Source organism: Candidatus Kryptoniota bacterium, from assembly GCA_036567965.1.
In the GTDB taxonomy this organism is placed as follows: domain Bacteria; phylum Bacteroidota; class Ignavibacteria; order Kryptoniales; family JAKASW01; genus JAKASW01.
This window is the reverse complement of sequence record DATCTN010000018.1, coordinates 16,940-39,331: the sequence shown is the minus strand read 5'-3', so window position 1 is coordinate 39,331 and position 22,392 is coordinate 16,940. Positions and strand designations below refer to the sequence as shown.

16 protein-coding genes, 1 tRNA gene and 1 pseudogene are annotated in these 22,392 nt (G+C 50.6%); 8 read left to right on the top strand and 10 right to left on the bottom strand.

The annotated features are described in order from the left end of the window. The first annotated feature begins 133 nt into the window (after positions 1 to 133). Complete coding sequence (locus VIS48_07295; GenBank protein HEY9165948.1) at positions 134 to 724, top strand: acetate uptake transporter; 591 nt, start codon at positions 134 to 136, stop codon at positions 722 to 724. Positions 725 to 759: 35 nt separating this feature from the next. Here the strand turns inward: VIS48_07295 and VIS48_07290 are convergent, their stop codons facing one another. From VIS48_07290 to VIS48_07275, 4 genes are read right to left on the bottom strand one after another with little or no spacing between them, the layout of a single operon-like run. Continuing rightward, complete coding sequence (locus VIS48_07290) at positions 760 to 1,953, bottom strand: YeeE/YedE thiosulfate transporter family protein (protein ID HEY9165947.1); 1,194 nt, start codon at positions 1,951 to 1,953, stop codon at positions 760 to 762. 9 nt (positions 1,954 to 1,962) lie between these two features. After that, positions 1,963 to 2,484: a YeeE/YedE thiosulfate transporter family protein gene (locus VIS48_07285; GenBank protein HEY9165946.1), complete on the bottom strand. Its 522-nt coding sequence runs from the start codon at positions 2,482 to 2,484 to the stop codon at positions 1,963 to 1,965. Further along, positions 2,481 to 3,149 carry a cytochrome b/b6 domain-containing protein gene (locus VIS48_07280; protein HEY9165945.1) on the bottom strand — a complete coding sequence of 223 codons (669 nt, stop codon included), beginning with the start codon at positions 3,147 to 3,149 and terminating at the stop codon, positions 2,481 to 2,483. The genes VIS48_07285 and VIS48_07280 overlap by 4 nt, the downstream gene beginning before the upstream one ends. A 1-nt stretch (position 3,150) precedes the next feature. Beyond that, entirely contained in the window at positions 3,151 to 4,719 is a 1,569-nt protein-coding gene (locus tag VIS48_07275; GenBank protein HEY9165944.1) for a tetrathionate reductase family octaheme c-type cytochrome, read from the bottom strand. A 51-nt stretch (positions 4,720 to 4,770) separates the two neighbouring features. On the opposite strand from VIS48_07275, the gene VIS48_07270 reads away from it, so the two are divergent. Next, on the top strand, positions 4,771 to 5,007 hold the full coding sequence (locus VIS48_07270) for a hypothetical protein (GenBank protein HEY9165943.1): 237 nt from the start codon (positions 4,771 to 4,773) through the stop codon (positions 5,005 to 5,007). A 33-nt stretch (positions 5,008 to 5,040) separates the two neighbouring features. Here the strand turns inward: VIS48_07270 and VIS48_07265 are convergent. The 6 genes and pseudogenes from VIS48_07265 to VIS48_07240 form a co-directional block, all read right to left on the bottom strand. Continuing rightward, a pseudogene (locus VIS48_07265) lies at positions 5,041 to 5,211 on the bottom strand (MerR family transcriptional regulator). 202 nt (positions 5,212 to 5,413) lie between these two features. Beyond that, complete coding sequence (locus tag VIS48_07260; GenBank protein ID HEY9165942.1) at positions 5,414 to 8,326, bottom strand: anaerobic glycerol-3-phosphate dehydrogenase subunit C; 2,913 nt, start codon at positions 8,324 to 8,326, stop codon at positions 5,414 to 5,416. A gap of 15 nt (positions 8,327 to 8,341) precedes the next feature. Then, positions 8,342 to 9,262, bottom strand: a complete 921-nt coding sequence (locus tag VIS48_07255; GenBank protein HEY9165941.1) for a cation diffusion facilitator family transporter — start codon at positions 9,260 to 9,262, stop codon at positions 8,342 to 8,344. Between the two features lie 163 nt (positions 9,263 to 9,425). Beyond that, a complete protein-coding gene (locus tag VIS48_07250) occupies positions 9,426 to 10,493 on the bottom strand; it encodes a glycosyltransferase family 9 protein (GenBank protein HEY9165940.1) in 1,068 nt (355 codons plus the stop codon). A gap of 10 nt (positions 10,494 to 10,503) precedes the next feature. Continuing rightward, positions 10,504 to 11,313 (bottom strand): class I SAM-dependent methyltransferase, encoded by an 810-nt coding sequence (locus VIS48_07245; protein HEY9165939.1) that lies wholly within the window; start codon positions 11,311 to 11,313, stop codon positions 10,504 to 10,506. Between the two features lie 304 nt (positions 11,314 to 11,617). Continuing rightward, positions 11,618 to 13,414, bottom strand: a complete 1,797-nt coding sequence (locus VIS48_07240) for a T9SS type A sorting domain-containing protein (protein HEY9165938.1) — start codon at positions 13,412 to 13,414, stop codon at positions 11,618 to 11,620. A gap of 349 nt (positions 13,415 to 13,763) precedes the next feature. Here VIS48_07240 and VIS48_07235 point away from each other — a divergent pair, with 349 nt between their 5' ends. The 6 genes from VIS48_07235 to dnaE all read left to right on the top strand — a co-directional run bounded on the left by VIS48_07235 (position 13,764) and on the right by dnaE (position 22,392). Continuing rightward, positions 13,764 to 14,759: a hypothetical protein gene (locus VIS48_07235; protein ID HEY9165937.1), complete on the top strand. Its 996-nt coding sequence runs from the start codon at positions 13,764 to 13,766 to the stop codon at positions 14,757 to 14,759. A 174-nt stretch (positions 14,760 to 14,933) separates the two neighbouring features. Next, positions 14,934 to 15,007, top strand: a tRNA-Arg gene (locus tag VIS48_07230). 72 nt (positions 15,008 to 15,079) lie between these two features. Next, on the top strand, positions 15,080 to 16,795 hold the full coding sequence (locus tag VIS48_07225) for a proline--tRNA ligase (GenBank protein HEY9165936.1): 1,716 nt from the start codon (positions 15,080 to 15,082) through the stop codon (positions 16,793 to 16,795). A gap of 73 nt (positions 16,796 to 16,868) precedes the next feature. Beyond that, positions 16,869 to 18,287, top strand: coding sequence for an aldehyde dehydrogenase family protein (locus VIS48_07220; GenBank protein ID HEY9165935.1), 1,419 nt, complete (start codon positions 16,869 to 16,871; stop codon positions 18,285 to 18,287). Between the two features lie 32 nt (positions 18,288 to 18,319). Continuing rightward, positions 18,320 to 18,952 carry a hypothetical protein gene (locus VIS48_07215; protein ID HEY9165934.1) on the top strand — a complete coding sequence of 211 codons (633 nt, stop codon included), beginning with the start codon at positions 18,320 to 18,322 and terminating at the stop codon, positions 18,950 to 18,952. A gap of 2 nt (positions 18,953 to 18,954) precedes the next feature. Continuing rightward, positions 18,955 to 22,392, top strand: coding sequence for a DNA polymerase III subunit alpha (gene dnaE, locus VIS48_07210; GenBank protein HEY9165933.1), 3,438 nt, complete (start codon positions 18,955 to 18,957; stop codon positions 22,390 to 22,392).

Below are 22,392 nucleotides of genomic sequence, written 5' to 3'. Positions count from 1 at the left end.
GAAAAAATAGCGGCCCACAATAGATTGAAACGGAATGGCACTTCTGTTCCATTCGTGCACTCAAAAAGATGTCCTGGATGTACTTGTGCTTGACACGCATATCAACCACTAACTAAAACAATTGGGAGAAAAGATGAGCGAGACAACTCATATTGAAATAAAGGACGCATCTGGAAACCCGGCGCCTCTTGGGCTGCTTGCGTTCGGCATGACAACAGTGCTTCTCAATTTGCACAATGCCGGCTTCTTCGAGATGAATTCAATGATACTTGCGATGGGGATTTTTTACGGAGGACTTGCGCAGGTCGTCGCCGGGATCATGGAATGGAAGAAGAACAACACGTTCGGCTTTGTGGCGTTCTCTTCATACGGGTTTTTCTGGCTGACATTGGTGACTCTCATAGTGCTTCCGAAGACCGGCTGGATCGGCGCGACGTCCGGTGGTGGAATGACGTTTTATCTGGCGATGTGGGGAATATTCACTCTGCTTATGTTCTTTGGGACGCTCAGGCTATCGCGTGCGCTGCAATTTGTGTTCGCCACGCTGACGATTCTCTTCTTCCTGCTCGCGGCCGCTGAAGGAATGGGTAGTCAATCGATCGGCACGTTTGCCGGTTATGAAGGGATAATTTGCGGAGCTTCGGCAATCTACACCGGGATTGCGCAGGTGATCAATGAAATCTACGGCAAGACATCACTTCCGCTGGGTGTAATCAAAAAGTAAAAAGAAAGGGGCGGGCGTCATCCGCCCCGTAAAATTCAACAGCCGCCCTGAATCTTCCTCTTCTTGATTTCTTTGGGCGCTTTGTTCTTATTGCTCTCGATCATCTTCAGGATTTCTGCCCGGGCATTCTGCCGGAAGTGAATGACATCCGCGTCCCATCTCGTTCCAGTCGGCACGAAGCCCGACGGATTCAAAATAATCTTGTCAAACGCGTCAAATCCGCCCTTCAGTACAGCCAGATTTTCGTAGCCGAGCTCACCGAGGAGGAAGTATGCGGTTCGCTCCTGAGAGTCGTTTTCGCCGACGATTACTTTCTTCACGTGCCGCTGCGAAAAACTTGCAGCCCAGTCCTTGCTGAAGAGGTCGTTGAGCTGGATGTTGTTTGAACCCGGCAGTGATATCTTTGTGTACTCGCCGGGAGAACGGACGTCGATGACCCTGATGTTCGGTTCAAGGTCCACAATGCGAAAAGCGAGTTCGTCGACTTCCATTTCATTTACTGAATGACCTGCGACATAAGCCGGCGCAGACACTTTATCTACAAGGTGCACCTTTCGATCGGGGAGAGAGAGGAAGAGGATCCCGAGTGCAATCACGACGATGCCGGCCGCGAAATGATTCACTGGTTTGAATTGAAGAGACGGCGCAGATTTCTTGTCGACGCGTCTTTCAATCAGAGTGGTTACCGTGAATGCCCCCACTGCGACAACGATAAGGATGAGAGCAAAAAGCCCCTGAGATATGCCAAGTGAATCGAACACCTTTACCGGTCCCATCGATGTGGAGCCGAAGAAGTTACTGTAAAGCGGGAATAGTTCGCCGAACGCAAACACGCCGATGAGTCCTCCGCCTACGAAGAACATCCCATCGATCTTCCCGATTGCTGCCGCGCAAACGCTCGTACCCGGGCAATAGCCGCCGAGTATGAATCCGACGCCCATGATCGCGCCGCCGACGATGGCGGGGAGGAGCCAGGTTGGATTTACATAGATCGCATCCGTGTCCAACAAACCGAAGTAACCCAACAATAAAACGCCGCTCATCGCGGTTACCGCAGCGGTGAAAAACACACGCAGCACGGTAAAGTCGTACCCGTAGAATACGCCTGCGAGCCGGCGCGACGAAGAAAATCCGGCCTGTTCGAGGACAAAGCCGAATGCTAATCCGAGAATGAGCGCGACTACGAGGTTCAACTGATCTGAAATCAGGTCAGGCACAAATGGTCCCATAGTTTCACCTTATCCTTTCTGTATCCACAATTTTCGTCCGAGGTACGCAACCGCGTATCCCGTCCCGAATATTGCCATCATGGTTACGAATCCCGCCGTTGAGAGTACTGCCATTCCGCTCAATGCGGCTCCACTGGTGCATCCTCGTGCGAACTGGGCGCCGAAGCCGAACAACGCGCCACCGATCGCCGCAAACACCCATCTGATACCGGCTCTGACTTTCGGACCGGATTCGGTTACGAATTTCAGCCTGTTGGAAATTAGCCCTGAAATGAAGCCTCCGATTACAACTCCGACCACTTCAAACACGAGCCACGACTTTAATGGATTGTCTTTGCCCGGTCCGACGTAAGTACCGAAAAAAGAATTTGACTCCGTATGGTGTGGAGCCACGGCATCTGATGCAGCGACGACTATATCTTTGATCGCCCCACTTGCACCCAGTCCGCGTCCCGTTACGAAAATTGTCGCAAGAAGCACGAGGCCGAGAAAGAAACCGGCCAAATACGGATTCATATATTTTGTGTTCATCTTGTCACCTCGCCAACATTTGAAGCCATCGATTTTGCAGAATGCGTTTCCTGCTCGTCCGCTGCAGGGATATCCTCATAACCGGTGATCATTGCTTTGAGGTTCGACGTTACAGTCTGACCGGTAGTGATCAGGTACAGGTGAGCAATGAAGAATGCGACGAGCAGGAACGCGCCGATTGTGTGAAGGATAGCGATTGTCCGAAGCCCACTGATGTTCAGGCTCAGAACTTCATACTTTTGAGGATAACGGTAGAACATATAAAGCAATCCCGTGAGAACCATAACGGGGATTACCAGGACCTTCAATCCGGCGTAGATGAGTTTCTGCAGGGGATTGAGTTTGCTAAGGACCGTTTTTTTCGTCGGATGAGGCGCGTTCCGGAAGATTCCGAAAATGTAGTACTCCGCCTGTGCCCTCATGTTCTTCCATGTTGGAAGATATTGTCTCCATTCTCCCGTGGTGAAGTGCCAGAAGATCGCGAACGCGATCAGGATTACCAGACTCCAGGCCGCTACGTCGTGATACCTGACAGCCTGGTCGTAGCCGAAGAAATGTATCGATCCGTGTATTTCAAATCCGGTAACTCCGAGAAAAATTATCAGCGCCGCCTGAGTCCAATGCCAGAACCGCTCGAACTTCTTATAAATGATTTCTCTCTTCATTTCACTTTGCTCCTTTCCGTTTGCGGCTCGCGACTATTCTGCCCGCGCCATGGATAAAGACTCCCGCGAGAGTGAGAACAAGGAGGCCGCCGCCAAGTCCTTCAACCCAAGGATTGTAATCCCTGCCGGGGATGTAGAAGCCGCTGAGGTTAGCGAGTCTCCCATTGTCACGCGTATGGCACTCGGAGCATTGTACCGCCTGCTCTTTCGGGGAAACCATGTGGTTCACAGGCCAGTACATTTCAGTCTGGACAAAACCATAGCGACCGCTGTACGGAAGATTGACCTGCTTCATCCCTTCCTCCGCGGCGCGCTGCCAGTTGAAATCGCCCCAGTATCCGCCGTCACCCTTCTTTGCGGAGAAGGTCTTCGGTTGAATGAGGTAATCGAATCCCGTATCATAAATCTGATTTGACCTGTGAATCTTTACGGGATAAATCTTCGAATCAGGATCATCATAACTTCCGTAAAGCTTGTTTATCTCCACCGGTTTCGAAGGGTCGAAAGTGTCGCCGAGAAGATAATGCGATGCCGTTCCGTTGAACCATACGTAGTCGGGCTTTACCATCTTTCCCCATTTGAACGAGCCTTTGATCGACATATAGATGTCTGTGCCGGAAGAATCTTTCAATTCGAACGGTTGACCGTTTTCGAGCTTGCCTGCCGTCGACCAGTCCCAGTAAAGCTTCGTAGGATTGACCTTTGCGAACACTGGGATGTGACACGTCTGGCACGCGACTTTTAGAGTGTGCTCGTTCAATACATCGTCGGTGTGAGGCATCGATGTATGACAGGTTTCGCACTGCACCCTGTTTCTGTTCATCGAAGAGACCGAGTACATTTTGCCGAGCATCTGATGCTTTTGGGCGGTATGACAATCGACGCATTGCATGTCGACGCCGTCCGTTGCCATATGAACGTCGACGTCGCGATCCGGATCGAACATACTTTCTTCCAGATCACCATGCTTCACATTGTTTCCGCCGCCGCCGAAGAAATGGCAAGTACCGCAATTTGTCCGCGTCGGTTTTCCCACGTGTTCCGCGACGTAAGTCAGATTTACGGAGGTGTCCGGCATACCTGCCGCGCTGATTCCCTTCGAGTATGTCCCACTGTTGTCGTGGCATGCAAGGCAATCCACGTTAAGAGAATCCTTGAAGTTGAATGTGTTGTCCGCGTAACCGTAGCCGATGTGGCATCTGTCGCAGCTTTGCTGATTCCCCGATATTCCGATGCAGAAATTATTCAGGACATTTTTTTTGCCGAGCGCACGTATACCTTTGCCTTCGATATACTCGATGCGCTCCCAATTCCAGTGCGTGGATCGCATCACTTCATCCGCGCGACCGTTATGACATTTGATGCACGCCGCCGTGACTTCCTGAGGGCGGCGAAATTTTTTTCTTAGTTCCTGGTACAACGAATGGTCGACAGACGGCGAAACCTTAAGACTGTACCTATCCTTCAAGACAGTCAAAGGCGGCACATCGGTACTGTTCTTGTGAAGCGCCGTCACGATTATTCCAGCGAAGACCAGGATTACGAATAGAGGGAGAAAGATTTTCTTCATAGCCAGTTATCCTCATTCCTCTTTTGGATTAGATTGAGATAAGCCATTGTGATGAATCAGGGATTTAATCTTCTCGCAATCGCCCGAAAGTTGATACACCTTACATTCGCGGCAATTTCGACCGGAGCACTTGTTCTGAATTGTTTTGTCGGATGTTTCCTTGGAGTAAGTCCAGCACCCGGCATCGGTACGAAAGTATGCGGGACACCTCTCTCTCTGCTCGGTGGTGCAACCCACATGCTCCCAGCATGGCACAAGAGACTGAATCCGCCTGATGCCTTCGATTGAAATCTTGTGATCATTGATTGCTTTCCGAATGCATCTGATCCGTTCGATATCCGATTCTGAGAAGAATCTCTGATTCCCTTCAGTCTTCGGAATCAGGATCAGTCCTTTTCGTTCGTACAGCCTGATGGTCTCAACAGAGACCTTCAGCTTCTCAGCAGCTTCGCTGATGGAGAGTGGGGGAGTGCTCTTGCCCGTTTTTTGCATACCTGTATTTATAAATACAACTTCTGTGCCCTCTGGAAACGGACAATTTTAGGGTGTTAGCTGCGCAGGCGGGGAAATCAAGTCCCACAATGGGGCATCAGGAAGCCGCAATGTCCTTGAAGCATCCGGCAAGCAAAATGGGGACGTACCGGAGATGCGTGTGAGTTCGGGTCTGATTCACTCTCCCTGAAGAGGAGAAGAATCATTCCAATAATGCTTCGGCCTCTTTGTCGGAGGGAGTTTTCTGTTGTGCAGCCGCTTCGATTTGAGCACTTGAAGGTTGGCGAGTCACTGGTCCTGAGAAGTTCCTGTATGATTGAAACATGATTTCGGCAAGGTGGGTCACGTTGGTGTTTGCCCCCTGCTTGATCTGTATATTGCAGGTACCGCACGTCGTTACTACAGTATCGACTTTAGCTTCTTCGATCTGTGCGAATAGGTTCGATCCGACCTTCATCGATAGATCGAAGAATTGTTTCTTTAATCCGAAGGTGCCTGCCATGCCGCAGCAAGTGTCCTCACGAAGTTCAACGACTTCAAGACCGGGAATTAGTTTCATCAGTTCGATCGGTTGATTTCTCACACCCAATGGAATTGAATGGCAGGGATTATGGTAGGTGACGCGCGATTCCACGGGTCCGAAGTTCTTGTTCAACTTTCCCGATCGTGAGAGCCGCATAAGATATTCGGAAAGTTCAAAGACGTGTGACGATACATTCCTCGACTCCGTCGTTGCGAGAAATTGGGGATAGTCATCTTTCAGTGCGAGCCCGCAGCTTGGTGCCGAGACGACAATGTCGAATCCATCGTCGACATATTTCGATAGTTGTCCGACGTTCCAGGATGCGTCGTCGAAATTTTCGTTCCTGCTTCCGGTTGTGAACTTTGCAATTCCGCAGCACCGGAGAGAGTCTAGGATCCTGACGTCGATGTTGTTTCGTCTGAGTACTTCAATTGTCGCGAGTCCTTCGCCGGACACGTCGTTGAAATTGGCGAAACACCCCGAGAAGTATATTACCTTGGCCTGTGCGTTTGTGCTGCTCCGGTTTACGCCGAATCGCTTGTACAGCGGCTTGTGAAATATCGGGAGAGTTCGCCGGCTGTCAATTCCAAAGAGGCGTTCGATCGGTTTCCTGATCGATTTCAGGTTGGCAGCTATGCTCGCGAACGTCGGGGTCACGGACGCCGCAGCCGACATTGCGGGAAGCATATTAATGAACCTATCCTGCGCGGATCCCCCAACGCGTTCGTGAAAGATCGTCTTTGCCTCCACGACAATGCCCGGTATATCGATCGCCGTCGGACATTCGGTCAGGCACAACTTGCAGTTGAAGCAATAATCGAGAACTTCCTTGAAGGCGGGATCTTCGAGATGAGCGGCGCCAATTCTACCGCTGAGGATTCCCCTGAGCAGGTTTCCTTTCGCCCGCGGAGTCGCCCTTTCATCGCCCGTTGCCAAGGCAGTCGGGCAATAACTGAGGCACACACCGCAGCCGTGGCATTTTTCAACCTCGTGTGCGATCCGCTCATCGTTTATTGAAGTACCGGTATCGATGCGCTTGTATCGCTCTCCGTATCTCAGGTCGTGGACAATTGAAGCGGACTGTTCTCCGACGATCTTGCCGGGGTTGAGTATGCTCTGGGGATCAAGCACCTCTTTCACGCTTTTGAAAAGTGAATACACTTCATCTCCGTACATAAGCGACAGGAAGGGTGTACGCAGAAATCCATCGCCGTGTTCTCCACTCATTGTCCCTTTGAGAGAAATCGCCAGGTCGTAGACGTCTCGCGCCAGGCTGTCTAACTTGTCGAGATACTTTTTCTCCTTAAGATCCAGAAGGACAATCGCGTGAGTATTACCGTTCCCTGCGTGACCGTATAAGGCATATTGTAGATCGTAGCCCTGAAAAATCTTCCGGACTTTCTCGAGGTACGCCGGGAGCATCTCGACCGGCACAGCAACATCTTCAACGACGGATACTTTCTTTCCCGGTTTTTCGATTTTATAAAAAATGGATGAGGCTTCCTTTCTCACACGCCAGAGCTTAGCAGCCTCTTTGTCGTCGCGCGGGAGAATAAGTTTGCTCGTCAGATGAAGGTTTTGAAGATGTGTCGATAGCCTGACTATCTTGTCGTCCGCCTCCGACAGGGAATTTTCTTCGAACTCAAAAATGAGGATGGAAGAGAAGTCTTCCCGGAGAATCCGATCGACTTCGGGATCGATTCCTGCCGCTGCGTTCGCAAATGTCTTGTCGAGCATCTCGACTGCGGCCGGCGAGAAGCTGAGGGACTCGATCGCTGCGTTCGCACAATCCTCATGCGACTGGAAATACGCTATGAGGTTCCGTCTTCCGCCCGGAATCGCCGCAAGCTTGAGATTTGCCTCGAGCGTTATTCCCAGCGTTCCCTCGCTGCCGCACAAAAGTCTCGTGAGATCAACTCCGTCTGCGGAGAGCGCCTCCTTAAGATTATATCCGCACGAATTCTTCGAGGATTTTGGGAAATGACTGTCGATGACCTCGCGGTGAGGTAAGAGAAGTCGATGTAATCTCCTTTCCAGTTCCTCCGTGTGGAGGCTGCGATCGGTTGAGATAATTTCACCGCCCGAAGTCACCAAATTTAAGTGATTGACATTATCCTTCGTGGCGCCGTACTTCAGCGAGTGTGCGCCGGATGCGTTGGTGGCAACCATTCCGCCGATCACGCATTGCTTGCCGCTCGACGGATCAGGCCCGAACATCAAGTTTTCCCGGATCAGAAACTTATTCAGTTCGTGGAGCGTCACGCCCGCCTGAACGTCGACGCTGCGTGAGTCCCTGTCGACACGGCCGATATTCTTGAAGTACTTGTTGAAAACCAGTACGATCCCTGCGCCGACCGATTGCCCCGCAAGGCTTGTCCCTGCGCCGCGGCTGGTAATCGAAATGCCTCTTTCACTGCAGTATCTGACGACCGAAACCACATCGTCTGGATTTGCAGGCACAACTACGCCAAGCGGTTCAACCTGGTACATGCAGGCGGCCGTCGAAAAAAGGACGCGCGAAATTTCGTCGAAGAGGACGTCTCCCTTCAAAAGCCTTGAGAGATCTTTCCCGATTGCGGTGTGGTCTTCCAATTCAATTTACCGGAGTCACGTCTGAGAGTCTGAAGATGCCGGATGAGTGCGATCGCGATACTGGGAGATCAGATCATCTTCGCAGGCGATCGCTTCAAGCTGAAACGTCGGGTGATCGATACTAAATTTCGAGCGGAGCTCAGTCTCAATTCCATTGGTTATGCCGGTTGTCCGGCTTATGGGCATGTCCTGTACCACGATGTGCGCCGAGAGTGCACGGAATTTTGTAGACAAGCTCCAGATATGAAGATGGTGCACGCCGATAACTCCCGGGTAACGTCGGATGAGATCGGCTACTTCGTTCAGGTCTATTCCTTTCGGCGAACCCTCAGTGAGAATGTTGACGGACTCCAGGAGCAAGTCCCAGGAGCTCTTGATAATCAGGATTCCGATCGCCACAGATATGAGCGCGTCGAAGATTTGAATCTTGAAAAAGGAGATTAGAACTGCCGTCAAAATAACCGCGGCTGATTCGACCGCGTCGGTCGACAAATGGAGGAACGCACTCTTTGCGTTCAGACTTTCATCGCGGTGAGGACGCAGTAGAAAAACGGAAATGATATTGCCTCCGAATCCGACCGTCGCCACGACAAACATGAGAGCCGCGCGTATTCTCGGCGGCTCGGAGATCCTCGCAACACCTTCATATATGATGTACACGCCGATCAGAACGAGAATGACCGAGTTGATTAGCGCCGCGAGGATTTCGACCCTGAAGTATCCGTAAGATTTTCTCTCGTTTCCGCTCCACTTCATCATCCTTGCCGCAGCGAAACTTATGGTGAGCGCGACAAGATCGCTGAAGTTGTGCATCGCATCGGATACAAGCGCGAGGCTGTTCGACAAGAGGCCGCCTGCAAGTTCCGTCACGAAAATACATGCGTTCAGGATTATCGAGTATAGAAGCGGCCTTTCAAGCGGGTTCCTATCGGGCATGTTCAAATTTCTGAATATGGATTCTGATAATCAATTGAGATCGACATCGATTTGGGCATCGTATAAACTGAGATTTGATACGGCGCGAACTCAGGATCAAGAGCGGTCAGTCGGTCGGATCCGGCGAAAAATCTTTCTGCTATAGATTGTTCGCGAGGGGGAATTAGCCCTGGTGCCCGAGTAGTGAGGCGACTTTCGCATAAACCATGTCGACGGTGAGTTCTTTAATACATTTGAACTTCACGTCATCCCTAAAGCATTTAAGCGGTTTCGGAGAGTAAATGAAGCACGGGGAACACTCCAGATGCAATGACGCGATTTCATGCTCGGTATGCCATGGATGAATATAATCCGTGTTCGTGGGGCCGACGACGGCAACTATCTTCCGCTTCATGGCAGAAGCGACGTGCATCATACCTGAGTCGTTCGTGACCAACAGGGAAGTCCTTCGGATAAGAGCGGCTGTCTGAGCGAGACCGCTCGTGCTCGGGATTGTTGCCCTGTCCGAATCTATCATCGCCATTATTCTTGCTTTGAGATCATTTTCATCAGGTCCGCCGAAGATCAGTATCCGTGCTTTTTTTGAATCGATGAGTCTGCGTCCGAGCTCAGCGAACTTCTCCGGTTCCCATCTGCGCTTCGCCTGATTTTTCAGAATTGCCGAGCCCGCATGAAACCCAATGAGCATATCGCCGCCTGCGAATCCGCAGCTCGCGAGATATCTATCAGCGAATCTCTCGTCTTCCTGTGAAATAGGAAAGACAAGATCGGGTTCTTCCTGGGTTTCAAATCCGAGTGTCCTCTTGGCAATTGAAATATTTTCGCGGACATTGTGGACTGAATCGTTTTCTTGAATCCGGATATTATTCAGGAACCCGAGTTCGCGAAAGTCACGGCGAAGATATTGGATCGCTCCTCGTTTCGGTGCACCGGCCAGAAACTGGATGAGATTGTATTCGAATCTGTTTGAGGGGTAGACATTTATAGAGACGTCATACTTGCCGCGAAGCTTCATGACGACGCTGAGGGACTTCAGTTTGGGGGCCGAGAGGAAATCGTGGTGAATAATTTCGTCGAAGAGTCCCGTGCGGTCGTAAATCTCGGCAGCTCCTTTGAACATTACGAGCGCATCGAGTCTCACATCGGGAACATTTTTCTTGATTAATTCGGCGGCGGGGGTGAAGAGAAGGGCGTCGCCAATTCCAGAAAGGGCTATGATGAGGACTCTCATCAGTGTCCGGCTATTCAGGCTTCCTGCTAATTATGCCGCAAGATAATGAGGTGTATACCGCAAGAGGGGTCCGCCTCAGTGACTCGCGGACTTTCTTCCTTAAGCTCGTGAGCGGTTTTAACAGAGTCGGGTTGAGCGGGAGGCTGATTCCAAATTTTCTGAGACCCTCGCGCATAACTCTGTAGAACAAGCTGGGATACATCCATTCGCCGTATTTGTAAACGGGCTTCACTCCTAGCGATCTCAATAGCTTGTCAAGCTCGGGAATCGAGAATTCCCGCTCCCAACCGGCGAACCATTTGTCCATATAAATGAGGATGTGCTTCATGACGGTGTAAACGTGGTATCGCTGCGGAACGTCTACTAAAAGGTAGCCGCCTTTCTTCAGCACGCGGATATTTTCTTTGAGGAGGTTCGACGCGTCGTTCTCACGGAAGTGTTCAAGGAGTCCCTGGTGGAACACGACATCAAACACTCCGTCGGGGAAGGGAAGTGAAAACGCGTTGCCGCCGACGGGGTTCACCTCGATCTTCTCTTCGATAGCAATGTTCCTGATTATCTGGAGTGAACTGGTAGCATAATCCACCATGAAGACGCTCGCTCCCTTTTCGACCATTCCAAAGCTGTCCCTGCCGGTACCGGCGCCGATCTCCATGACTTTCTTTCCTCGAAGATCGGTGACCTCCAGAAGATTTCTAAGAACTCTATTGTCGTTGGAGTATACTTCCGTCACTTCCTTCTTGGCTGTCCAGAAGTCCTCCCAGTGTGATTTCGTGGATTCCCTCTTTGCCGGGGCATCCGTGGCGTGATCTATCTTCATCTGTCGTTTCTTTTTGGTTAGTGCTCCGGAGATACACTCCGGTACGGAATCTCGGAGATCAATTTCTCCTAATTTGAGGAGAGAATCAACCATCTTGCCATAATTCACTGCCGCTTCTGACTCAGCCTCAATGCCTGCCGATGAATGACGAGAAGGTGGCGGTTCTTGTAGATAGAATTCAGAAACTGGGAAATTAAAAGGTAACGTTTGGCGGCACATCTCTCGCACGTGGCGTCTACTTTTTCATGTTTGATACGGGAGCGTATCGGTTTGTAGGGAAAATGGTTCTCTTGAAGTAACGTTTTTATTTCAGGAGCATCATTTTCATTTTCGCGCTCGCTCCGATCTCCGTCAATTCACAAATGTAAATACCGCTTGGCAAATTCATCCCGTTGAAATCGACGCTGTATGTGCCGATGTCCTTCATTCCATCTACGAGTGTCCGCACCTTTTGACCGAGTATATTGAACACTGCCAAATTCACCCCGCCTCGTTTTTGGACGTTGTACATAATTGTTGTCGATGGGTTGAATGGGTTCGGATAGTTCTGCTTAAGAACCCAATCGAGAGGAACTTGTTCAGGGGCTTTCACTGCAAGGATGGAGGGACTCGCCGATGCATTAAAGAGGAACTGCGACCATCTTGCATACAGCTTTAATATGTTCACGTTTTGCACAAACTCGGGGCCTTCCGCGGCAACTTCAGCGATCACATATTCGGCAGTGTCTCCGAGCTTCATGTCGAACGGTCCGTTCGAGCACCAGAATCTCCTGTCGCCGGGAAGTGAGTCTATCCAGCCTGAACGAGTGGTCGGATCACCGAAGCACATGTAATTTGTCGGGTGGTTCCCCGGAGTAGTCCAAAGAGTCCAAGCGGGTATAAACGCAGGATAGGAAGGCCGGGGCAGACCTCCTCGCATCATATTATAGTCTTCAGCTGCCTGATCATCCCACGGGACAATGAGCCCGTAGGAGGGCTGCTGCCTTACATAGGCAGTCATCGGAGGATTCGGATATCTGTATCCTCTTTTCCATCCGAAGTCGGTGATTGCAGAATCGGATGCTGCTCCCGTCTTGTAAGACGGTCCGCTAATTATTTGATATCCCATCGCCGGAGGAGACAGGACTATATGCTGGTACAGTAAATCGACCGCTTCGCCATTATATGCGTACCCAAGATTCAGTGTAGAATCGGAACCAACCAGATCGTCGGAATAATCTCCGACATCAGGGTCAGCCCATTGAGATAAGTATAGACCGTCGATATGTGAATCAAATGAACTTGTAGTCGTACCTTTGTAAATCAACTTCACTTGCTTGTACACAATGTTGTCAGGAACTGTCTGCCCGTCAATTTTCCATGTCCACTCAGTGATCTGTTCTTCGATTCCAATCGGCGGAGTCCCGCAGAGCTGTGTCGTCAGCGCAGAATCTAGGTCGTTCGCCACAAGCCACACAGTTTGTGCGGCTTCCGGTACTCCAGGTATGTCTATATCGGGTTCGTATTTGCCGTCACCGTTGACGTCGACATACGGTGCTCCTTTAGATGCAGGCCAATCGTTCCAGTCCGATTCATACTGTGATCTTAATTGCTGAATTTGTTGTGCAGTTACCTTTGAAGAATCTTCGTTGAAGAATGCTTTGGCATCATCTATCAGACTTGCAGTCCTGTAATCCGGTCGTACTCTCCACACGCGGGCAACAGTTGAATCGTTAGCGTTCTCGGCACCAACAACTTTTCCATCGCTTCCTGTTAGGATTTTTCCCGCTTGCATAGCTGTACCATACATGCTCCCCCCGACTCGCAAACCTGGGTATGTACCATCATACACAAGTCCACCGAACATAATCCCTTCCTGGAATACGACACCGACTTCCGATCCTTTGGGGAACTCACCATTCCAGCTCTCACCTACTACAGGTGGCCACAGGGCATCCGCCTGTATCCAGCTTGTGAGATTGTTAGCGTCGATTATTGTGGACGCGACTGAGCTCGTTGCCAGTATCGTCCTGCGATTCTTCTTCGTATTGTCAGAGCCGCTGACAACCTGCGAGGAAATAGTGAGAACCATTAAGACTAAGACTGCGGTTCGTCTTTTCATCGCGATCCCCTTTGGCAATCATTTATCCTTAATCCAAGCATACATGCTAGGAAAGGTGCTTCGCGATAACTCATGGAAACGGAATCCTGCCCGCTAGATTCCCCTGATGTATCATTTTTAAGATAGACGATACACGGACATTTGTCAATTGCTTGAGGCTGGATGGGACGAGCGTTTGAAAGTGTCAATCCGGACACTTCATCGTCCTGTGGGATGATTTGGGTGAAAAATTCGTGCTCGAAGTCACTTTTTCGGTTGATTCATTATTATTACTTTAATGACGCACATATAGAGAGTGACTGGTTGTGCGGAAATGTCAGGAGCACATTATCTAACTACAGGAGGCAATATGAAATTTTCGACCCTAACCATTTTGGTGGTCCTTGCGTTCGGCTTGGGCGTGTCAAGTTGCAAGAAGAGCAACAGTGTCAGTGCAAACGGCGATTTATATCCGGTGACAGCGAAGGTGTTAAACCCGGCGGGCGAACCGCAGGGCGGAGCAATCCTCAAACTGTCGGGTAAGGATGACAGTGACCCTGTCTTCGCAACAGTGACGGACGATTCCGGCAACGGAACGATACAAGCCCCGGCAGGTCAGCAGACTCTCATCGCGAAGATGGGATCCATTTTTCAGACTTCTTTCACGGTGAATGTCCTGGCGAACTCGTCAGGAACATCCGCGGGTTCGGTGACTCTCAAGCAGAATACACAGATGAAGGTCCTTGTGATATATGGAGGCTGCGAGCAAATTGAGACCGTCTTGAGCGATCCTTCCATTGGATTCACCAAATTTGATACCACGGATGTGGATTATATGAGAAACCGTGTTCAGACTGATTCGAACGCAACTCTGAACTACCTGAAGAACTACACACTCGTCTTCTCAGACTGTAACTGCGGAGACGAGGACGGGTATCCACTTCTCGCGAGAACATACGGAAGGTATGTCGCACAAGGCGGAAAGATTTACGGCGGGCATTACAATTACATGAATCTCCAGTATATTTTCCCTCCATATTATTCTCAGGAACTCAGCACAGATGGAGATTCGGTTACTGTCGTGGACGACACGCTCAGCAAATATGTAGGTTTTAAAGTGGCTGCATGGACGGCTTCAACTTCGCTCGGGTACTACGAGCAGTTCAGTGATCTACCGCCGAGTGCAAAGGTCTACGTGGTAATAACGGGTACTCAACCTGCCACTCCCGTTATCGTACTGAACACTCTCCAATCCGGAAAGTATCTCTACACGATCTATCATAACCAGGACATACTCAGCTACACCGGCGGAACAGCGGATCCACGGTTGATCAAGATAGTCAAGTACTTCCTGTATTCGCTTTGACCTTTTGACAAAAAGCAACGGAGCCGGTTGACGGATTTTCAACCGGCTCATTTTTTTGTCTTCCACTCTCTGCGATGAGTTTTGCTCAAGTCCCCGGAAACAACTAAATTGAAGATGCGAACGAGTGTCATCTGAATTTCATGACTGCAAAGACTGGCACGATAAGAGTTCTTCGCCCCTGTAGCTCAGTTGGATAGAGCAAGAGTTTCCTAAACTCTGTGTCGCGTGTTCGAGTCACGCCAGGGGCACAATTCGCGAATACCAATTCTCAAATCTAAAATCTGAAAACTGAAAACTGAAGACTGAAGACTGAGAACTGAATGAGACTGAGCACCTACTTCCTACCTACACTTAAAGAGAATCCGGCCGATGCAACTATGGCGAGCCACCGTCTCATGATGAGGGCGGGCTTGATCAGACCGTTGGGGGCTGGAATATACTCGTGGCTGCCGCTGGGATGGCGGGTCATGAAAAAGGTCATGCAGATCATCCGGGAAGAAATGGACGCAATCGGTGGACAGGAATTTCAGCTGCCTGCTCTTAATCCGATTGAAATATGGGAAGAAACCGGACGAGTTGAGGCGTTCGGCGATACTCTTTTTCATGTGAAGAACCGTCCGCTGGTGCTTGCTCCGACTCACGAAGAAGTGTTCACGACTATCGCGCGCGACAACATAAAGTCGTACAGGGACCTGCCGCAAATCTGGTATCAGATTCAGACGAAGTTCAGGAACGAGCCGCGTCCGAGGTCCGGAGTCATCAGAGGCCGACAGTTTTTCATGAAGGATTCATACACCTTCGACAGGAGTTTCGAAGATCTTGATACGGGGTATAATCTTCACAGGGAAGCCTATAAAAAGATATACACGAGGAGCGGATTGAAATTTTTCATTGTCGGTGCGTCGAGCGGCGCGATGGGAGGCACGGGCTCGCAGGAATTCATGGTCGAGTCGCCTGACGGCGAAGATACCTGCGCGCTGTGCGACAAGTGCGGCTATGCTGCGAATCTCGAGGTCGCATCCAGCGCCGTCAAGCCTCTCGGAAGGATAGACGGAGCTGAAACGCCGAAAGAGATTCATACTCCGAACATCAAGACCATAGACCAGCTTGCGGAATTCATGAAGACTTCTACTGAGCGGCTTGCGAAATCGCTTGTGTACAAGGTGGACGACACACCGGTGCTCATCCTGATGTCGGGAAACGATCAACTGAACGAAGCCAAGCTCCTTACAGCGCTCGGCAAAGCCGCCTCTGCAATGGATCCCGCGGAACTTCAACGATTCACAGGAGCCAACGCAGGTTCCATCGGCCCAATCGGTCTCGACGAGAAGTCTTCATCCGGAAAAAGATTCCGGGTAATTGCGGACAAACGGCTTCAGGATGCCAATGAACTGATTAGCGGCGCCAACAAAGATGACTATCATATCGAACATATCGATTTCAAACGTGACGTGAAGATCGAGGGATACTACGATCTCAGGACAATCGAGGCTGGAGAGCCTTGCGCGAATTGCGGTCATGAGCTCCGCATCGTAAATGCTATTGAGATTGGACACATCTTCAAGCTCGGCACGAAATATTCCGATTCACTTCACGCCAATTATTTGGATGAATCCGGGAGCGAGAAACCGATCGTTATGGGAAGTTACGGCATCGGTGTGGAACGAATAATCGCGTGCCATATCGAACAAAACCACGATGAGAACGGCATCATATGGGACAAATGTATTTCACCGTTCGGCGTACATATGATAGCTGTGAACATGGACAACAAGGATGTTGTGAATGCGTCCGAAGAGCTCTTTGATGAATTGAATAAATCGGGAGTCGACGTTCTGTATGACGATCGTGAAGGCGTAAGTCCCGGTTTTAAGTTCAAGGATGCCGATCTTCTCGGGATACCCGTTCAGCTAATCGTGGGTGAACGAAATCTTAAGCAGGGCAATATCGAATTGAAATACAGGAAAGGCGGCGACCGGAAGATCGTGTCGAGATCTCAGGTATTGGACGAAGTTCAGACATTCCTGCGCGGTTAATTTTTTCAACTCACGGACGGGCTTCTCATCACGGAGCCGTTCCGGAGGATCTTCATAATTTTTGCTGGGCGAGATGAAGTACAAGCTTTACATCGGCGGGAAATGGATAGAGACGAAGGAAAGCGCGCCGGTGATCAACCCGTTTGATGGTACAGTTGTTGGCGATGTCTGTCAGGCAGGCGAATCCGAGGTCGATCTTGCGATCGGATCTGCCGAGAAGGCCTTCGAGGTGACCCGGAAGCTTCCCTCTTACAAACGAGCTGAGATCCTGCAAAGAGTTGTGGTCCGTTTGCGCGATCGAAAAGAAGAAATAGCGCGTACCATGACGCTTGAATCGGGCAAACCCATCCAGTACACCCGCGGCGAAGTGGAAAGGGCTATGATGACGTTCTCCGTGGCGTCTGAAGAGGCGAAACGTATTCCAGGGGAAGTCGTTCCTCTCGATCTCGCGATCGGTTCGGAGAAAAGGTGGGGAATTGTCAGGCGTTATCCGATCGGACCAATCGCGAGCATTACTCCGTTCAATTTTCCTCTAAACCTTGTCGCCCACAAGATCGCTCCGGCTCTGGCGGCCGGAAACAGCGTCGTCCATAAATCTCCTCCTCAAACGCCGATTACTTCGGTCCTCCTTGCCGAAATTATTTCAGACGCAGGAGTTCCTGACGGGGCTCTGAATGTCATTTCGTGCGATAACCAGGTTGCGGAGAAACTCGCTGCAGACGTTCGCCTGAAGATGCTGAGCTTTACTGGAAGTCCGCGCGTCGGTTGGTACTTGAAATCGAAAGCACCCAAGAAGAAAGTGATACTGGAACTCGGCGGAAATGCCGCGGTAATAGTCGAGCCTGACGCGAATTTCGAGTTTGCTGTGAAGCGGCTTGTGGCCGGATCGTTCGCAAACGCAGGACAGGTGTGCATCTCTGTCCAACGGATTTACGTTCATGAATCCGTGTATGAAAAATTCCGTGACGCATTCCTCGAAGAGACCGCAAAGGTGAAAACAGGAAATCCTCTGGACGATGACACGGTGGTAGGTCCGATGATCAATGCGATGGAAGCTGATCGCGCGGCCAAGTGGATTGACGAAGCGAAAAGTGCCGGCGCTACTATACTGATCGGCGGAAGAAGAGACGGAAATTTTATTCAACCCACGGTAATTGAAAAAGTCCCGACAAATGCCCAGATTTATTGCGAGGAAGCGTTTGCACCGGTTGCAATTCTTGAAAAGTATTCGGACTTCGACGAGGCAATAAAAAAAGTGAACGACACGAAATTCGGGCTGCAGTCGGGAGTGTTCACAAACGACGCGAGAAAAATTTTCAAAGCATTCGATGAAACTCAAGTTGGTGGTGTGGTAATAAATGATTATCCGACTTACAGAATCGACAACATGCCTTATGGAGGCATCAAGGAATCCGGTTTCGGTCGCGAGGGCGTGCGATACGCAATCGATGAGATGACTGAACCGAAACTTCTGGCGCTTAATATCATCTAGTTCCTGATATTCTTGCGGGAACAGGTTGAGCTATGGTAATTAAGTTCGCGCCGGCATTCCTTGCGGTTGGAATTTCTTCGTGCGCGCTGTTGCAGCCGGCTGTGACAGTGCGTTTCTCGAAAGTTGCCGGGAATTTTGAGCTTGGAACCGGCGACACAAACAAAACGGTCATTCATTTGAATTCACAAATATATCTGGATTTTGATTTGAGCGGGTCGGACAGGATTTCGATACATCCCGGTGTGACACAGTTGCTGGCGGACGGCATTTCGCCGGGATGGTATTATGCCGACTTCATCGGCGCCGACATGTGGGTCCGTGGTGTCCCCGTATATCTTTCGGGCGAGGACAAGTTGAGCGTCGAGGTAGCCAACAATCAGCTTGTCATTGATGGCCGCGCGTTCTTCGGCGCCCAAACCCAGAAGAGCACGGCGTATCCATTCCTTCCTTCGCTCTCGTTGACATGCAACGGCTGCACCTCGCGACCTCAGCTCAAGTTTGACGGGCAGGTAGTCGATTACGTGCCACCATGGGTTTCGGTGGCGGCCGGATGGCATTCGGTCGAAATCTACAGCCCGTTCGACAGGGTCGAGTTGTATTACAGGGCTCTTTTCGACAACTACTCGGTAACCGAATTCGATCTTTATCCCGTGAAGGTGAATTAAGAATGCCGCAATTTGTACATCTTCATAATCATTCTCACTACAGTCTGCTTGACGGCGCTTCGCAGATCGACGATATGATCGGACGTGCGGTGGAATTCAAAATGCCCGCGCTCGCGTTGACCGATCACGGGGTCCTTTTCGGAGCGGTTGAATTATACACGCACGCGAAGAAGGCGGGGATAAAACCCATTATCGGCTGTGAGATGTACGTGGCTAAAGGCAAGCGGATTGAGAAGAACGGTTATAACCATCTCACAGTACTTGCGAAGAATTATTCCGGATATAAGAACCTGGTAAAGCTCGTTTCGCTCGCCCATCTTGAAGGTTATTACTACAAACCGAGAATTGACTTCGAACTTTTGAAAGAGTATCACGAAGGTCTTATAGCGCTCAGTGGATGTCTCAGCGGACCCGTCTCCGAACCTCTCGTCAACGGCGATTTCGACACTGCGCTGAAGGCTGCACGTATCTACAAGGAACTCTTCGGGGACGACTTTTATCTGGAAGTTCACAGTCACGGTCTTGATGAGGAGAAGGTCGTCCTGGAAGGAATGCCGAAGATAGCTGCAGAAGTCGGAGCCAAACTGGTCGCGGTGAATGACGGACACTATCTCGACAAGGAGCACGCAATCCCTCACAATATTCTCCTGAACGTCTCTCAGGCAAGCAACGGCTCGAAGGATCCGACAGAACTTCGCTACAAGGTTCCGGAATTTTATTTCAAGAGCGCCGACGAGATGGAGCGAGCATTTAAAGATTATTCTTTCGGGCCGGCCGCAATCGAAACCACACTGGAAATCGCCGAGAAGTGCGACCTCAAACTCGAATTGAAGAAAAATCTAATGCCCCGGTTCCCGATTCCCGAAAACGCCGGCGTGTCGAGTCCCGAAGAGTACTTCGAAAGATTGGCGCTGAGAGGTCTGGAGAAACGGTACGAAACAATAACGCCTGAAATTAAGAAGAGATTCGACCACGAGGTCGGGATCATAAAGCGGATGGGGTTTGCCGGATATTTTCTCGTCGTTCAGGATTTCATAAACAGCGCAAGAGAAAAAGGAGTCAGGGTCGGACCTGGAAGAGGCAGCGCGGCGGGGAGCATTGTCTCGTACGCACTGGGAATCACTAGCGTCGATCCGCTCAAGTACGGTTTGCTCTTTGAGAGATTCCTCAATCCGGAAAGAGTATCAATGCCCGATATCGACGTAGATTTTGCCGATAACAAACGAGACCAGGTTATCAATTACGTCAGGGAAAAATATGGCGCTGAGTCGGTCTGCCAGATAGTGACGTTCGGTACGCTCTCGGCCAGGGCTGTCATCAAAGATGTCGGTCGCGTGCTTGGAATACCTCTTTCGACGGTTGATTCGATAACGAAACAAATACCCGTGATACTCGGCCGCGTCACTCCGCTCCGCGAGGCAATAGACACAATTCCGGAACTTCGCTGGGTAAAGGAAAGCAACGATCCGAAAATCAAACAGCTGGTCGAATACTCGCTGGTTCTCGAAGGGACAAACAGGAATGTCGGTACGCACGCCGCTGGAGTCGTCATAGCTCCTGACAGCATTACCGAATTTGTTCCTCTTTACAAAACACCGTCGACGGAAGTCATAACACAATACGAGTACAAGAGTCTCGAAGAAATCGGTCTGCTCAAGATGGATTTCCTCGGACTCCGGACCCTCACCGTGATTGAAAATGCGCTCGACCTGATCAAGCGCAATCACGGCAAGGAAATCGACCTCGACAAGATTCCGTACGACGATCCGAAAGTGTACGAGCTTTTTGCCGCGGGCCAGACAGTCGCCGTGTTCCAGTTTGAAAGCGCGAAGATGCAGGAGTACCTGAAGAAACTGAAGCCGACAATCATCGACGACCTGGTCGCCATGAATGCGCTATACCGCCCCGGCCCGATGGACATGATAGATGATTTCCTCGACAGAAAAGTCGGGAGGAAGCCGATCGAGTACCTGCACCCGAAGATGGAGCGCATTTTGCGTCCGACATACGGTGTGATGGTCTACCAGGAACAGGTGATGCAGATCGCGAGCGAAATTGCCGGATTCACCCTCGCGCAGGCGGATGTCATGAGACGCGCGATGGGGAAGAAAGACAAAGAGCTGATGGCCGAACAGAAGAAGCTCTTTGTCGAAGGCGCGGCGAAAAATTCTGTCGACAAAAAACTCGCCGGCGAAATATTTGATCTAATAAACAAATTCGCCTCGTACGGATTCAACAAGTCCCACGCTGTTGCCTACTCGGTTCTTGCCTACCAGACTGGTTATCTCAAAACTTACTATACCGCCGAGTTCCTGGCGGCAACTCTGACAAGTGATATCGGCGACTTAAACAAGATGGCGCTTCTTCTCGACGAATGCCGCAAGCAGGACATAACCGTCCAGGGACCCGATGTGAACGAGAGTTTCTCGACGTTTACAGTCAAGGACGGGAAATTGAGATTCGGTCTCAGTGCGATTAAGAATGTCGGTGTCGGGGCAGCACAGGAGATCATTCGGGCGCGGGAAGAGGGCGGGCGGTTCGAATCGATATTCGATTTCGTAACGCGCGTCGATCTGAGGGCGGTTAACAAGCGCGCGCTTGAAAGTCTCGTGCAATCGGGCGCTTTCGATTCGCTCGGTTACAAGCGCGCCCAGCTCTACAATTCGTTCGACACCGTCGTGCAGTTCGGACAATCTGTGCAGGACAGCAAGCTCAGCAACCAGTCGTCGCTTTTCGATTTGCTTGATGGAGAACAAAGGAGACTTATCACGTACCCCGCCCTCGCGAATATGGAAGAGTGGAGCCAGGGCGAAAAGCTTAACCGCGAGAAGGATCTCCTCGGTGTCTATATTTCGGGTCATCCGCTGCTAAAGTATGAGCAGGAATATAATTCCTTCACGAATGTCCGCCTCGGAGATGTTACCACAATCGAGGGGATTGGCGCCGCGAAGGCTGCCGGAATTGTTGTCGACGTCAGAAGAAAAATCGACCGTAAGGGAAACACGATGGCGTTCGTGCAGCTCGAGGATTTTACGGGTAAGGGCGAGCTCATATTCTTTTCGGATTCATTTACAAAGTATCAGAGCATCCTTTTTGCTGATTCAATCATACTTGTGTCGGGCAAGGCGGAATCGAACGGCGACTCAGTGAGGATCGTGGTGAACGACGCCTGTCTTCTGGATGAGGCCGCGGGCCGGTTAACCAAGAGCATCGCCGTATCAATTGACTCGAGCGACCGTTCGCGTGAGCTTCTCGCCGCGTTCAAAAAAATGCTGGGCGGGCATTCACGCGGGAATTGCTCCATATTTTTTAGTGTTACAAATGGTGATTCGAAGCCGAAAATATTCAAGTCGAATATGTACAGCGTCGTGCCCAACAGGCAGCTCGTCGACGCGCTCCTCGATTTGTTCGGCAGCGAAAATGTTAAACTCTTATCTTGA

Bases quoted from the DNA above. Each gene is read 5' to 3' on its own strand.
- VIS48_07235 (HEY9165937.1), top strand. From the start codon at position 13,764: ATGAAATTTTCGACCCTAACCATTTTGGTGGTCCTTGCGTTCGGCTTG.
- VIS48_07220 (HEY9165935.1), top strand. From the start codon at position 16,869: ATGAAGTACAAGCTTTACATCGGCGGGAAATGGATAGAGACGAAGGAA.
- VIS48_07240 (HEY9165938.1), bottom strand. From the start codon at position 13,414: ATGAAAAGACGAACCGCAGTCTTAGTCTTAATGGTTCTCACTATTTCC.
- VIS48_07295 (HEY9165948.1), top strand. From the start codon at position 134: ATGAGCGAGACAACTCATATTGAAATAAAGGACGCATCTGGAAACCCG.
- dnaE (HEY9165933.1), top strand. From the start codon at position 18,955: ATGCCGCAATTTGTACATCTTCATAATCATTCTCACTACAGTCTGCTT.
- VIS48_07285 (HEY9165946.1), bottom strand. From the start codon at position 2,484: ATGAACACAAAATATATGAATCCGTATTTGGCCGGTTTCTTTCTCGGC.
- VIS48_07280 (HEY9165945.1), bottom strand. From the start codon at position 3,149: ATGAAGAGAGAAATCATTTATAAGAAGTTCGAGCGGTTCTGGCATTGG.
- VIS48_07255 (HEY9165941.1), bottom strand. From the start codon at position 9,262: ATGCCCGATAGGAACCCGCTTGAAAGGCCGCTTCTATACTCGATAATC.
- VIS48_07225 (HEY9165936.1), top strand. From the start codon at position 15,080: ATGAGACTGAGCACCTACTTCCTACCTACACTTAAAGAGAATCCGGCC.
- VIS48_07215 (HEY9165934.1), top strand. From the start codon at position 18,320: ATGGTAATTAAGTTCGCGCCGGCATTCCTTGCGGTTGGAATTTCTTCG.
- VIS48_07290 (HEY9165947.1), bottom strand. From the start codon at position 1,953: ATGGGACCATTTGTGCCTGACCTGATTTCAGATCAGTTGAACCTCGTA.
- VIS48_07270 (HEY9165943.1), top strand. From the start codon at position 4,771: ATGAATCAGGGATTTAATCTTCTCGCAATCGCCCGAAAGTTGATACAC.
- VIS48_07250 (HEY9165940.1), bottom strand. From the start codon at position 10,493: ATGAGAGTCCTCATCATAGCCCTTTCTGGAATTGGCGACGCCCTTCTC.
- VIS48_07275 (HEY9165944.1), bottom strand. From the start codon at position 4,719: ATGAAGAAAATCTTTCTCCCTCTATTCGTAATCCTGGTCTTCGCTGGA.
- VIS48_07245 (HEY9165939.1), bottom strand. From the start codon at position 11,313: ATGAAGATAGATCACGCCACGGATGCCCCGGCAAAGAGGGAATCCACG.